General features: G+C 75.3%; 7 protein-coding genes. 3 read left to right on the forward strand and 4 right to left on the reverse strand.

Annotation, left to right across the window (positions count from 1 at the left end; translation table 11 throughout):
- Nucleotides 1–85: 85 nt before the first annotated feature.
- Nucleotides 86–2,530, forward strand: coding sequence for a SpoIIE family protein phosphatase (locus AVW11_RS03220; RefSeq protein ID WP_076043141.1), 2,445 nt, complete (start codon nucleotides 86–88; stop codon nucleotides 2,528–2,530).
- A gap of 13 nt (nucleotides 2,531–2,543) precedes the next feature.
- Here AVW11_RS03220 and AVW11_RS03225 read toward each other — a convergent pair whose 3' ends face one another.
- Nucleotides 2,544–3,533 (reverse strand): serine/threonine-protein kinase, encoded by a 990-nt coding sequence (locus tag AVW11_RS03225; RefSeq protein WP_030845227.1) that lies wholly within the window; start codon nucleotides 3,531–3,533, stop codon nucleotides 2,544–2,546.
- Between the two features lie 476 nt (nucleotides 3,534–4,009).
- On the opposite strand from AVW11_RS03225, the gene AVW11_RS03230 reads away from it, so the two are divergent.
- Nucleotides 4,010–6,541, forward strand: coding sequence for a class III lanthionine synthetase LanKC N-terminal domain-containing protein (locus AVW11_RS03230; protein ID WP_076043142.1), 2,532 nt, complete (start codon nucleotides 4,010–4,012; stop codon nucleotides 6,539–6,541).
- Here AVW11_RS03230 and AVW11_RS03235 read toward each other — a convergent pair.
- From AVW11_RS03235 to AVW11_RS03245, 3 genes are all read right to left on the reverse strand, one after another.
- Entirely contained in the window at nucleotides 6,445–9,420 is a 2,976-nt protein-coding gene (locus tag AVW11_RS03235) for a helix-turn-helix transcriptional regulator (RefSeq protein ID WP_076043143.1), read from the reverse strand. The two genes, AVW11_RS03230 and AVW11_RS03235, sit on opposite strands and share 97 nt — an antisense overlap.
- 192 nt (nucleotides 9,421–9,612) lie before the next feature.
- Entirely contained in the window at nucleotides 9,613–10,287 is a 675-nt protein-coding gene (locus AVW11_RS03240) for a response regulator (protein WP_060179093.1), read from the reverse strand.
- A complete protein-coding gene (locus AVW11_RS03245; RefSeq protein WP_060179094.1) occupies nucleotides 10,275–11,402 on the reverse strand; it encodes a sensor histidine kinase in 1,128 nt (375 codons plus the stop codon). Before AVW11_RS03245 ends, AVW11_RS03240 begins: the two co-directional genes overlap by 13 nt.
- 357 nt (nucleotides 11,403–11,759) lie before the next feature.
- On the opposite strand from AVW11_RS03245, the gene AVW11_RS03250 reads away from it, so the two are divergent.
- The gene (locus AVW11_RS03250; RefSeq protein ID WP_076043144.1) at nucleotides 11,760–14,006 is read left to right on the forward strand and encodes an MMPL family transporter; all 2,247 of its coding nucleotides are present in this window, start codon (nucleotides 11,760–11,762) and stop codon (nucleotides 14,004–14,006) included.
- The last annotated feature ends 4 nt before the right edge of the window (nucleotides 14,007–14,010 follow it).

Here is a 14,010-nt window from a genome sequence, read left to right on the forward strand (position 1 = left end):
GATGATGCTTGTCAGTGGGGCCTCCGGCCGTGCAGGTCCCTGTGGGACGGCAGCGACGGATCGAGCGAGGGCGAGATGAGCGGCGATGGAGCAACTTCCCACCTCCCCCGGTGAACGGCCGGAGCAGACCGGCGTCCTCCACGAGCCCGCGTACACGGCGACGGCCGCCGTCGACGAGCGGGGCGTCGTCATCGAGTGGGGTGAAGGTGCCGCCCGGCTGCTCGGCTACGCGTCCGCCGAGGTGGTGGGGCGGCCCGCCGCGTTCCTGCTGGCCGACCCCGTCGGCGACGCGGCGCGCCGGATCCCGCCCGAGCAGGAGCGGTGGAGCGGGACGGTGGCGCTGCGGCACCGGGACGGGGGCCGCCTGGAGCAGGGGCTGCTCGCGCACCGCCATACCTCCACCGGCGGCGGGACCAGGTGGTACGTGGTGTCCGCGGTGGCGGCCGGCCGGGGCGGTGACGGCTCCTCGTGGGGTGATCCGCTGCATGAGTGGTCGTTCGCCCAGTCCCCCTGCTTCCTGGCGGTCTTCGACGCGGACCTGCGGCTGGTGCGGGCGAACGCGGGCATGGAGCGCACGCTGTCCCTCACGGAATCGGAGATGGCCGGGCTGCGCCTGCCGGAGATCGCCCCGGACCCGGTGAGCGAGGAGACCGAGCGCAGGATGCGCCTGGCGCTGGAGTCCGGCGAGCCGCAGCACATGGAGGCCTTCGTGCGCGACACGGGCGTGGGCGCGGAGCACGGCTGGGCGACGTCGGTGGCCCCGCTGCGCGATCCGGACGGCCGGGTGCGCGCCGTGTGCCTGGCCGCGCACGACCGGACCGGGGCCGAGGTGGAGAAGCAGCAGATGTTCCTGCCGGACGCGGCCGGTGCGCGGATCGGCACCACCGAGGACAGCACCCGCACCGCGCAGGAGCTGGCGGACGTGGCCGTGCCGCGGCTCGCCGACTTCGCGGTCGTCGACCTGCTCGAACCGCTTCCGCGGGGCAACCACCATGCCTCCGGCCCGCCGTCAGGGCCGGTCACGGTGTGCCGTACGGCCGTGCGCTCGGCCGTCGAGGGGAGTTCGGAGGGGCGGGTCGCGGTCGGCGAGACGGCCGTCTATCCGCCGCTGTCGCCGCCCGCGCAGTGTCTGGCCTCGGGTCGTGGTGCCGTGTACGCGGCGACCGCCCCGGCGGTCGCCCAGTGGATGGCGCAGGACCCGGCGGCCGCCTGGCTCGGCGCGCACGGGGCCCGTTCGATGCTGGTGGTGCCGATGCATGCCGACGGCGTCAGCTTGGGCGTGGCGGTGTTCGGCCGTCATGAGAACCGGGAGCCGTTCCTCGCGCAGGACCTGTCGCTGGCCGAGGAACTCGCGGGCCGGGCGGCGGCGAGCATCCACAGCGCGCACCGGTCCGCCAGGGAGCACACCAGCACCATGACGCTCCAGCGCAGCCTGCTCCCCCAGACGCTGCCCGACCATCCGGCCCTGGAGACGGCCTCCCGCTACCTGCCGGCCGGTAGCGAGGCGGGGGTGGGCGGCGACTGGTTCGACGTGATCCCGCTGTCCGGGGCGCGGGTGGCCCTGGTCGTGGGCGATGTCGTCGGCCACGGCATCCGCGCCTCCGCGACCATGGGCCGGCTGCGCACCGCGGTGCGCACGCTGGCCGACGTGGACCTGCCGCCCGATGAACTGCTCACCCATCTCGACGACCTGATCATCCACCTGTCCGCGGACGAGGGGGGCCGGGGGGAGGCCGTCGACGAGAGCGCCGGGGGCATCGGCACGACCTGCCTGTACGTGGTCTACGACCCCGTCACCCGGCACTGCACGCTCGCCCGGGCCGGGCACCCGCCGCCGGCGGTGGTCTCCCCGGAGGGCTCCGTGTACCTCCTCGACGTGCCGGCCGGTCCGCCGCTGGGCCTGGGGGGCCTGCCCTTCGAGACGCTGGACGTGGACCTTCCCGAGGGCAGCGTGCTGGCCCTCTACACCGACGGGCTGCTCCAGCCCCGCGAGCGGGACGTCGACGAGGCGTTCGACGCGATGTTCGCCGCGCTCGCCCAGCCCGCCTCCACCCTGGACACGGTGTGCGATCGGATCCTGACGGCCCTGCTGACCCACCGACCCGACGACGACGTGGCGCTGCTCGTGGCGCGGACGCGGGCCCTGCACGCCGACAAGGTCGTCGTGTGGGACCTGAGCTCCGATCCGTCCGACGTCTCGCAGGCCCGTCGGCAGACCACCGACCAGTTGGCGCAGTGGGGGCTGGAGGAGGCCTCGTTCGTCACCGAGCTCCTGGTCAGCGAGCTGGTCACCAACGCCATCCGGTACGGCGAGCCGCCCATCCAGCTGCGGCTGATCCACGAGAAGGACGTCCTGATCTGCGAGGTCTCCGACGCCAGCAGCACCGCTCCGCACATGCGGCGGGCCCGGACCTTCGACGAGGGCGGGCGGGGCCTGCTGCTGGTGGCGCAGCTCGCCGAGCGCTGGGGCACCCGGCACGCCCCCGTCGGCAAGACGATCTGGGCCGAGCAGTCGCTCCTCGGGTTCTGAGGGCCGGGCGCGGCTAACCGGCGGGGGTACGGAAGACGGGCAGGGCCCACTCCGGGGGCTGCGGGGGCTCCGGCGCTGCGGCCTCCTCCTGGCCGCGCCTCGGCCTCTGCTCCGTCCGGGGGCCGCCGCCCTCGGTGGCGGCCCGCAGGGCCGCGACGAACTCCAGGCAGGAGCCGTACCGGTCCTCGGGGACCTTCGCCAGGGCCTTCGCGAAGACCTCGTCGGCGGCGGGTGCGATGTCCGGCCGCCGCCCGGTCAGAGGAGGCGGCGGGTCGTACTGGTGGGCCCACAGCAGTGCCGCGTCCTCCTCGCGCTCGAAGGGCGGCCCGCCGGCGAGGCTCTCGTAGACGACGCAGGCCAGGCTGTACAGGTCGCACCTGCCGTCCACCGGCCGGCCGGCGATCTGCTCGGGCGCCATGTAGTCGAGCGTCCCGACGAACTCCCCCGCCGTGGTGAACCCGCTCAACGACAGGGACTTCTTCGTCAGGCCGAAGTCCGTGAGGTAGATGTGCTCCGGATGGTCGCGGTCGGGTCCGGCGGCGACCAGGATGTTCCCGGGTTTGACGTCGCGGTGGACCAGTTCGTGGTCGTGGGCGGCGTCCAGGGCGGACGCGACCTGGGCGGCGATCCGCAGGGCGGTCGTGACAGGCAGCGGGCCCTCCCGGTCCAGCAGTCCCCGCAGGTCCAACCCGGGCACGTACCGCATGGCGATGTAGAGGACGCCGTCGGTCTCGCCGGCTTCGAAGATCGGCACGATGTGCGGGTGCTCGATGGAGGCGGCCACCCTCGACTCGTGGGTGAAGCGGCGCCGGAAGGTGTCGTCGCGGGCCCGTTCGGGGGCGATCAGCTTGATCGCGACCGTGCGGTCCAGGCGCAGGTCCTTGGCGCAGTAGACGACGGCCATGCCGCCCCGGCCGATCATGCGCTCGACCTTGTAACCGGCGATCTGCTTCCCGACCAGCCCGGAGGGCCGGCCCGTGTACTGGCTCAGGTCCGCGCCCATCAGGCGCCCCCTTCCTCAGCAGGAATTCTATCCAGTGGTCCCCCCGGACGCCCGACGGATCACCCCGGGATGCCTCCCCTACCACGTCACAGGCAGTCTCGCGAGGGGGCGGACCACCACCATTCGGGCGGCGGCGGGACGGCGGGGCGATGGGTGGTGCGGGTGCGGAAGACGGGCGGCCGGCGCCCATGCGGGGCGGGCGCGGATGGCGTTGAGTCGGGGGTGCCGATCGGCCGGCGCCAGTCCGACTCCAGCCGCGCATCCCGCGCATTCGACCCTTCGAGGAGGTGAACCGGGTGAGCGTACTCAAGCCCCAGAACACGGAGGCCCGCAGGACGCGGCGCGGCCCGGGATACCCGAACTGACCCGACGGATCCGGACGGGGGCACTCCCCCGTGCCCCCGCCCGGATCCCGTCGCTCCCACGGCCGCTGCCGGCGGCGGCCCCGCGGACGATCACAGAGGCTGACAGCTCAGATGCGCAACGAACGATGGGTCCACCGCCCCCTGTTCACGTGGAACGACACGCTGTTCTTTGACCCTCTCGACGCCTTCCACGAGCCGGACGCCGACCACTTCCTCGCCGGATTCGACGCGGCGACCCGCGCACGGTTCGTCCGCCGCGGCATCCGGTGGAGCCACCGGCACGACCCGGCCCCGCCGGAACAGGGCTGGAAGATCCACATCTCGGTGGGCCACCGGCAGGTGCGCGAGATCGCCGCCTCGGTGGCCGGGCACCTGACGGCCCGCGGCACCGACTTCGAGATCGCCCTCGATCCCACCGTCTTCGCGATGCAGGGCGGGCCGCTGGCCACCGTCTACCCGCACGACGTGGAGGATTTCAAAAGCTGCCTGGCCGGCCTGGCCCGCCTCCTGGACGGCGTGGAGGGCCCGTGCGTCCCGTCGGACGTGCGCTACCGGGACAGCAAGGCCCTGTACCTGCGCTACGGCCCGTTCCACGACGCCCGCACCGTCGACGTCCTCGGGCGCCGGCTGCCGCCCGCACCCGACTGGGCGCCCTGGCCCTTCGACGACTGGAAGCCGGCCGACGAGGACCCGGGGGACGGCCTGCTCGGGGGCCGCTTCCGGGTGACCGACACGATCCGGTCCTCCCGCGACGGCGATGTCCACACCGCCGAGGACACCGCGCACGACGACCGCAAGGTGCTGCTCAAGGAGGCCCGCCACGAGGCGGCGGACCTCCTCGGCCGCGAGTGGATGTTCCTCAACCTGCTGGCCGCCGCAGGCTCCTACCCGGCTCCCGTCGCGAAGTTCCAGCACGGCGAACACCACTACATCGCCGTGGAGTTCGTCGAGGGCACCGCCCTGGACCGGCTGCCGGCCGCACACCACCCGCTCGTGCGTGCGGGCTTCGACGCCGACCGGTCGCGGGCGTACCTGCGGATCTTCCTCACCGTCCTGCGCGGGCTGGCGCGCGCCGTCCGCGCCGCGCACGACCGCGGCGTGCTCCTCGGCGGCTTCACCGCCTCGGACGTCCTCGTCGACCCCGAGAGCTTCGAGGTGAGCATCGTCGGCCTGGAGTCCTGTCGGCTGACCGGGACCGGGACCGGAGACGGGAGCGCCTCCGGGAGCGGCTCCGCGCGCGGCGGCGCGACCGAGGCCGGGGACCGCTACGCCCTGGCCCGGGTGATGGCGGACCTCATCCTCCCGGTCACGGGCATGTCGTACCTGCGCGAGGACCTCCTGGACCTGTACCGGATCTTCATCGTGGAGGATCTGGGCTGGCCGGAACGGGTCCACCGGCTGCTCGTGGACCTGGCCCGGGGCCGGATCGGCCTCGTCGGCCTCCTCGACGTGCTGGAGGACGAGGCGGCGCCGCTCGGCCGGGTCGGGACGACTCCGCCGCGCCCGGCCGCCGAGGAGCGGCGGGAGCCGGGCGGGGCGCAGGCCGCGGTGGCCGCGGTGGCCGCGTTCATCGAGGCGGCCGCCGACACCGGACGGGACACCCTCTTCCCCGTGGACCCGTTCGCGCACGTCACGAACCCGCTCGGGCTCGGATCCGGTGCGAGCGGCGTCCTGTGGGCGCTGCACTCCTGCGGCGTGCCCGTCCGGCCCGTCTGGCGCGACTGGCTGCGCGCCGAGCTGGCGGGGATCGACCCGGCGCGGTATCCGGACGGCCTCATGAACGGCCTGGCGGGCATCGCGTGGGCGGCCGACTCGCTCGGGCTCGCCGCGGCGGCCGCGGAACTGCTCGACCAGGCCAACCGGCGCGTGGTGGAGAGGGGCGACCCCACCTTCCACCACGGCCTCGCCGGGGTGGGCATGACGAACCTGCACTTCTTCCTGCGCAGCCGCGACCCGCGCCACCTCGCCGCGGCGCGGCACTGCGCCGGTGCGCTGCACGACACCGCGCAGCGCGAGGAGGGCTGGGCCTCCTGGCTGTCCGGGTCCGGCGTGCGGGGCCCGCTGACCGGGCTGGGCTCCGGGCAGGCGGGCGTCGCGCTGTTCCTGCTGCGGATGCACCAGGTCTCGGGTGAGGAGCGGCACCTGGCGCTCGGGCGGGAGGCGCTCGCCTGGGAGACGGCCCGCGCCGCGGCCGACGGCGAGGAGGGGGGCACGGATCCGTCCGTGGAGACGGGTTCGGCGGGCGTGGCGAAGGTGCTGCTGCGCTACGGGGACCTGGCCGCGGCCCGCGGCGTCCTGCGGGGCCTGGACCTGCGCCACTCGGCGCAGCCGGGGTACGCGAGGGGAATGTGCGGGATCGCCGACGCGCTGCTGGACGCGGCGCAGTTCACCGGCGATCCGGCCTACCGCGGCACGGCGCTGCGGCAGCTCGACTTCGTCCGGCGGGTCTTCCTCTTCGAGCCCCCCGAACGCTTCGGTCTGCGCGACGCCGACGGCCGGCCCCTGCTGGGGGTGCCAGGTGAGGGCCTGCTGCGCTGTTCCACCGACTACCTGACCGGCTCGGCGGGTGTGCTGCGGGTGCTCCACCGCGCCGGCTCCGGCGGCACGGCCGACTTCCTGCTGGACGAGGTCGGGCTGCCCTGACCGGCGGGCCGTCCGCCGCCCGTCGGCAGGAGGTCGCGGGAGGCGGTGGCGAAGGCGCGGCGGTTCGGGTGGCCGGTCTTGTGGAGGACGTTCGCCACGTGCTTCTCGACGGTGCGCGGGGAGATGTGCAGCCGGCCGGCGATGTCCTTGTTGCTGATCCGTTGGGCGACCAGCCGGGCCACCTCGAACTCGCGGACGGTGATGCCGGACCTGCGCAGGTCGGGCGGTACCTGTTCGGTGCCGGTGCGCCGTTGCCGGACGGACGCGCCCATTCCGCGCAGCAGGGCCCGGCCGGCGGCCGCGACCGGGTGGAGGCCGGCGCCGTGGAAGTACTCCTCGGCCTCGCGCAGCCACTCGACGGGCTCGCCCCAGCCGTCCTCGTACGCGGGCCGGGCCACCAGGCGCATGCCCAGGCGGCGGGCCAGGGGGTACGGGCCGGCCGCTGCGAGCGCCTCGGCCGCGGCGGCCGCCGCCTGGTCGCGGTGCCCCTCGCGGCCGAGCAGCACGGCGTGGGCGAGGCCCGCGAACTGGCGGTTCCAGCGGGTCCCGGCGGCGCCCGCGTGCGGGGGGACGGGGCAGTGCCGGCGGCCGAGGCGTCCGGCCAGTACGCCGAGCAGCACGACGATGCCGTGCCGGCCGAAGTCCGCGGTGGCCGGGTTGTCGGTGTCGTGGGCGAGCGCCTGCGCGAACTCCGCTCCCGCGGCGTCGTGCCGTTCCTCCAGCAGGGAGCAGAAGGCCCGGGCCGATCCGTACGCCATGGCGCGCAGGCCGGGCGCGGCGTCGAGGAGCGGCTCCAGGCGTTCCAGCGCCCCGCTCATCTCCGCGCGGCGTCCCTGGTGGGCGTACCGTACGGCGTCGGCGAGTCGGAGCATGGCGAGGGAGCGGCCCAGTCCGCGTTCGGACGCCTCGGCGGCCCCCTCGATGATCCCGTCGCGGGCCTCGTCGAAGGCGCAGCGCCGGATCCGCTCCATGGCGAGGGCGAAGCCCGCCTCGTGCGCCGGCGGCAGCAGGCCTCGGCGGTGGGCGTCCTGCCGGGCCTGCTCCAGGCGGGTCGGCTGCGCGTCGTGGCCCGCGGCGGTGATGGCCAGCTGCACCTCGGCCGCTGTGCGCGGTACGGGGAGCCGGTGGGCGAGGGCGATCGCGCGGGCCCGCTTGAAGTGGGCCGTCGCCGCGGACTCGTCCTCGGGTAGGGCGAGTTGTCCGAGCAGCAGCAGGGCTGCGCACGCCGTGTCGGGCCGGTCGGCGCCGAGGGCGGCGTCGAGTGCGCGGCGGGCGAGCCGGGCGGCGGTGTGCAGCCGGTCGGGGGCGGGCCTGCCCAGTTCGGCGTGGGCGGCGGCGAGGTCCACGAGGGCGGTGTGGGCGTCCGCGGGGTGGTGGCCGGGGAGCAGCGAGCGGGCGGTGTCGAGGTGGCGCAGGGCGTCGGCGGGGCGGCCGGTGAGGGTGGAGATGCGGCCGAGCCGGGCGTGGATGCCGGCGCGTCGCGCGGCGGGGATGTCGTGGTCGAGGGTGGGCGGGTCGGGTAGCGGGTCGAGGCGGCCCGAGCGGGCGGCGGTGTCCAGCAGCAGTTCCAGCACCGTGGCGTGCGGTTCGGGCGCGGTGCCGGGTTCGAGGAGGGCGCGGGCCCGGGTGAGCAGGTCGAGGGTGCGGTCCAGGGGCCGGTCCGGGGCCGCCTCGTCCAGCGTCCGCTGTGCTGCTTCGCAGTACAGGCGGACGGCCTCGTGTGCTTCGCCGGCGTGCTCGTGGAGGCGGGCTGCGTGTGCGCGCCAGGCTCCGGGCAGTCCGGGGTGGAGGTGGGCGAGTGCGCGCGCCGCGCACCGTGCGTGCCGGGCCCGTTCGACCGGTCCGAGGTCTTCGAGGAGTGCCTCGCCCACCAGTGGGTGGCGGAAGGCGTACCACTGGGTGCCCGGCCCGTCCGGTGTGATCAGGCACGAGGCGAGGGCGGCGCGCAGCACCTGGGACAGGGCCGTGTGGTCGGCGCCGAGTGCGTGCTCCAGGACGGGCAGGGGGAAGCGGCGGCCGAAGAGGGCCGCCGTGCCCAGGAACCGGGTGCCGAGGGGTCCGAGCGCTTCGGTGCGGCGCCTGACGTCGTCGGCGACGGGGGCGGGGACGGACGGGGCGGGCCGTCCGCGGTGGGCGGGGCGGGCGGCGTGGTCGTGCGCGAGTTCCTTGGCGACGAACGGGATGCCGGCGCTGCCGGTCACCGCGCGGTGGAGGAGGCCGGGGCAGACGTCCACCGGTGCCGTGCCCAGCTCGGCCGCGACGAGGAGGCGCACCTCGGCGTGGGTGAGGGGGTTCAGGTCGAGGATCTCCGCCGCTTCGCGCCGGCGGGCGTGCAGGGCCAGTTCGGTGGCGGCTCGGGGAGTGCGGCCCGCGACGAGCAGGAGCAGGGCGGGCTGTTGCCCGATGTGGTCGAGGAGGTACTCGACGACGGCCAGGGTGTCGGCGTCGGCGTCGTGCAGGTCGTCGAGGACGAGCAGGCAGCCCCGCTGCCGGCCGACGGCGGCGAGCAGGCGCAGCATCGTCTCGGCGACCGCGAGGTGGGGGGCGGCGCGCCCGCCGGTATCGGGGGTGTGTCCCAGCAGGCGGGCCATGACGGGGCCGTAGGCGCCCAGTTCCTCCGGGTCGGGCAGCAGGCCGGCGCGGGCGAGCAGGAGCAGCGCCTCGACGAGCGGCCGGTAGGGGACGGGCGGGCCGACGGTGCTGGCCCGCCCGCGTACGGCGACCATGTCCGCCAAGGCGGCCGCATCAAGGGCGGCGGTGGCGAGCCGGGTCTTGCCGATGCCGGGTTCGCCGGTGACGAAGAGGGCTCCGCCCCGCCCGGACCGGGCGGCGGCCAGCGCGGCCGCGATCCGCTCCGTCTCGGCCGTGCGTCCGATCATCGGCGCCCGCTCCTGGTGCGGGCCGCGGTCGCTGGCGGTGCGGTCTTCGGCAGGCCGTGTCGGCCGTGCCGACCGGAGTGCGGTCACCGGATCGTCCCCTTCCCGGCGGCCCGTCCGGGGCGCCGCCGGGTCGACGGTACGGGGGGTGGGGCGGGCCCCTGTAGCCGTCCGTTTGGGGGGCTTGCGCGGGGGTCAGCCCCCGTCGAGGCTGTCCTCCCGTACCCGCAGGGCAAGGTCGAGTTTGGTGTAGGTGGGGCGGCCGGCCTGCTGGTACTTGGCCTTGACGCGGTCCAGGTAGTCCTTGGCCGTGTGGACGGTGATGCCCGCGCGCCGGGCCGCGGACTTCAGGGTCATGCCGGAGGCGTAGTCCAGCAGGATCTGGCGTTCCCGGGGCGAGAGCCGGGGGCGGGCGGGGCTGTCGTCGTAGGCGCAGGCGAAGGCGAGTTCGGTGGAGTGGGCGCCCCGGCCTTCGGCGAGGTCCTTGACGGCGGCGACCAGGGTCGGCAGGTCGTGGTCCTTGGTCAGGTATCCGTCGGCGCCGGCCCGGATGGCCTCGATGATCCTGGAGCGGTCCGGCACGGTGCTGATCATGAGGACGCGGCTGCCGGTGCGCAGCACCCTGCGGATGTTGTCCGAGGGGTCCGAGCCGTCCCGCAGGACGAGGTCGAGGAGGACGACGTCGGCCTGCGGCGGGGCCGTGCCGTGGGGGCCGTCGGGGCGGTGGGGGGACGGGTCCGCGAGGAGTTCGCCGACGGTGGCGGCGGTCGCGACGAGCCGCAGGTCCGGTACGTCGCCGAGCCAGGCCCGCAGTCCGTCGCGGAGCATCCGGTCGTCGTCGACCACCGCGACCGTGATCACGCGGGCCATCTCAGCTCCACGCGTACTCCCTCGCCGGGGGCCGTGTCCACGGTGGCGCGGCCGCCGGCCTCGGTCATCCGGCCGTGGACCGAGCCGCGCAGGCCGAGGCCCGGCTCGCACCGGGCCGGATCGAATCCGGGGCCCCGGTCGACCACGGTGACGACGGCGCCGCCGCTTCCGTCCGGGTCGCCGGTGGCGGTGAGGTAGGCGTGGCCGGTGCCGGCGTGCCTGCGTACGTTGTTGAGGGCTTCGCGTACGGCGTGGCCCAGGGCGGCGGCGACTTCGGGCGGTACCGCGGGCAGTGCGTGGTACTGGGCGGTGACGCGCAGTCCGAGGCTCTCCACGGATCCGACGGCCTCTTCCAGGGCGGCGCCGATCTCCCGGTGGGGGACCTCGTCGGCGGTCTGCTGGATCAGGCGGCGCAGGTAGGCGGCCTCGCGGGCGCACCGCTGCCGTACCTCGGGGGCGTTGGCGTCGACGGCGCCGGCGGCCAGGGTGGTCAGGGTGGCGAGGACGGTGTCGTGCAGGGCGCGGTGGTGTTCGAGGCGTTCGGCGTAGCGCGCCTTGTGTGCTTCGGCTTCGAGCGCGCGGGCGTTGGCCTCGTCGAGGAGGCGGCCTTGGCGGAGCAGGTACCAGCGGAAGGCGTAGGTCATCACGGCGGACGACACCAGGGAGTTGAGGTGTCCGACGATGACGGCGGGGGTCGCGTCGACGGCCTGGTAGCCGATGAGGTGGGTCACGACGAGGAGCGCCACGACGGCGAGGGCGTGGAGGCGGTCGAGGGCGATGGCCGCGGTGGCGCTCGCCGAGCCGCCGAGCAGCATCGCCCAGGCGATGGTGGGGGGTTCGCGTACGCCTCCCCAGGCGCACAGGGCCAGGGGCAGGACGCATCCGGTGACGACGACGTCGGCCCAGATGTGCCGCGGGTCGAACCAGCCGCGGCGCAGGGCCGTTCCGTAGACCAGTGCGCTCATGCCCAGGGCCGCGGCGAGGCCGAGGTGTTGCAGCGGGAGGTGCCACGGGCGGTGGGCGACGGCCATGACGGCGACCGTGAGGTGGCTGCCCCGGTAGAGCAGGGTGGCCACGATCAGGAAGGACTGGGCCCGGTGCGTCCCCGACCGCACGGAGGTCGTTGCGCGCAGTGCTCGGATGCGGCGTAACGGTAAGGACTGCAACGCCAGGACCACTCCCTTCCCCAAACCGTGGGCGGCGCGACGGCCCCAGGGGGTGTGCCGTGGGGGACGGATGTGCCGCGAAGCCCGCAATTGCCGGTGACACCAGGCATTTTGCCCCAGCGGGTGCATGTCAGAAAGGCACGTCCCGGACGGCCGGTGCCCGGCCGAGGCCGATTTCACCGCCCGCGGGGCCGGCGCGGGGGCCGGGCTCCCGTTCGCCCCCGATTGACATTCTTGCACTTCAAGTGCAAGCGTAAAGCTGCACAGTGAGTGCAATATGTTGTCATCGGATCATGGAGGGCCCGGATGTTCCTGACGATGGGGCGCTGGTGCGCCCGGCGGCCGAGACGGGTGATCGGGGCCTGGCTCGTGCTGCTCCTCGTGCTCGGCGGCGCCGTCATGGCCTACGGACGCGTGACCAGCGAGGCGGTCGCCATCCCGGGCAGTGACAGCCAGGCGGCCCTGGACACGGCGGCGGCGGCCTTCCCCGGCCCCGCCTCCGGCAACCAGCCGCTCGTCCTGCACACCGGGCCCGACGGCCCGGCCCTGACCGGCGGGAGCGCCCGGGACGCCGTCGAGCGCAGCGCCCGGGCCATCGCCCAGGTGCCGCACGTCGTGAGCGTCACCTCGCCGTACGAGGCGGCCGGCGCCGCCGCGATGAGCCGGGACGGCCACACGGCCTACCTGACCGTCGGCCTCGATGTCGCCGGCCGCGACATCGGCCCCGAACTGACGGAGCGGATCACCGACGCCGCCGGGCCCGCCGAGGCTGCCGGTATCGAGGTCACCCCGGGCGGCGACCTGGCGGCCGCCGTGGACCGGCCGGACACCGGGCACAGCGAGCTCATCGGGCTCGGGGCAGCCGCGGTGATCCTCTTCATCGGCTTCCGGAAGGCGGCCGCCGCCGGGCTGCCCCTGGTCATCGGCGTCACCGGGCTGATCGCCTCGCTGGCCGCCGTCGGCCTGGCCGGACACCTCATGGACATGCCGTCCTCCGGCACCACCATCGCCGCGATGATCGGCCTCGGCGTGGGGATCGACTACACGCTGTTCTGCCTCACCCGGTTCCGGGAGTTCCGCGGCCGGGGCGTGCCGGCCGCCGAGGCCGCCGCCCTGGCCACGGCCACCGCCGGGAAGGCCTCCGCCTTCGCCGGATGCGCCGTGATCGCGGCGCTGGCCGGGCTCGCCCTGGGCGGACTGCCGCTGCTGCGCGCCCTGGCACTGGCGCCCGCGATCGCCGTGCTCGTCGCGGTGGCAGCGACCCTGACCCTGCTGCCCGCCCTGCTCGGCCTGCTGGCCCGGTTCCTCGGCGCCGCCCGGGAGGAGGGCGCCGCCGGGGCGGGGACGGACCCGGCCGCCCCCGCGGGCCGCGGCTGGCAGCGGATCGCCGAGCGTGTCACGGCCCGCCCCTGGCGCCACCTCCTGGCCGGCCTCGCCCTGCTCCTGCTGCTCGCCGCCCCCGCCACCCAGCTGACCTTCGGGCAGCTCGACGCCGGCGACAAGCCCGTCGGCTCGGCCGGCCGCACCGCCTACGAGCAGCTCTCGGACGCCTTCGGGCCCGGCGTCAACGGCCCCCTCCAGGTGACCGACACCCTGGCGGCGCCCGCCGCCGGCCCCGAGGACGCCCGCGTCGCCACGGTCTCCACCGCCCTGGCCGCCACCCCCGGTGTGGCCTCGGTGGGCCCGGCCCAGCTCACCCCCGACGGCCGCACCGTCCGCTGGCAGGTGACGCCCGCCACCGCCCCCGGCGACCCCGCGACGGCCCGGCTCGTCGACACCCTGCGCGCGGACACCCTGCCCGCGGCCACCGCCGGCGGCGCGGGCAGCGCCCACGTCGGCGGAGCCGCGGCCGCCGTCACCGACCTCAACGACCGCCTCGCGGCCCGGCTGCCCGCCGTGATCGGGGCCGTGGTGCTCGTGGCCGGACTGCTGCTCCTGGCGGCCTTCCGCTCACCGCTCCTCGCGGTGAAGGCCGCCGTGCTGAACCTGCTGTCCGTTGCCGCCGCGTACGGCGTGCTCACCGCGGTGTTCCAGTGGGGCTGGGGCGCCCGCCTCATCGGGCTGGAAGGACCGGTGCCCGTCCCCGGCTACGTGCCGCTGCTGATGTTCGCCGTGCTGTTCGGGCTCTCCATGGACTACGAGGTGTTCCTCCTGACCTCGGTGCGCGAGAAGTGGCTGGCGAGCGGCGACAGCCGGCAGGCGGTGGTCGCGGGTCTCGCCTCGACCGGCCGGATCATCACCTCCGCCGCACTCATCATGGTGAGCGTCTTCCTCGCCTACCTGCTCTCGGACGACCCCGTGGTGAAGATGTTCGGCACCGGGCTCGCCGCGGCCGTCGCCCTCGACGTCACCGTCGTACGGGGCCTGCTGGTCCCCGCCACCATGGCCCTGCTCGGGGACCGCGGCTGGTGGCTGCCCCGCCGCCTCGACCGGATCCTGCCCGAGCTCGACATCGAGGGCAGCTCCCACACCCTGCCGGCCCCCGGGCCCGAGGCCCGCCCCGCGCCCGAGGCCGGCCGGGCCGGCGCCACCGACCCCCTTCCCATCCGGTGAGGTT

Origin of the sequence: Streptomyces amritsarensis (assembly GCF_001953875.1) — a bacterium.
GTDB classification, from domain to species: domain Bacteria; phylum Actinomycetota; class Actinomycetes; order Streptomycetales; family Streptomycetaceae; genus Streptomyces; species Streptomyces amritsarensis.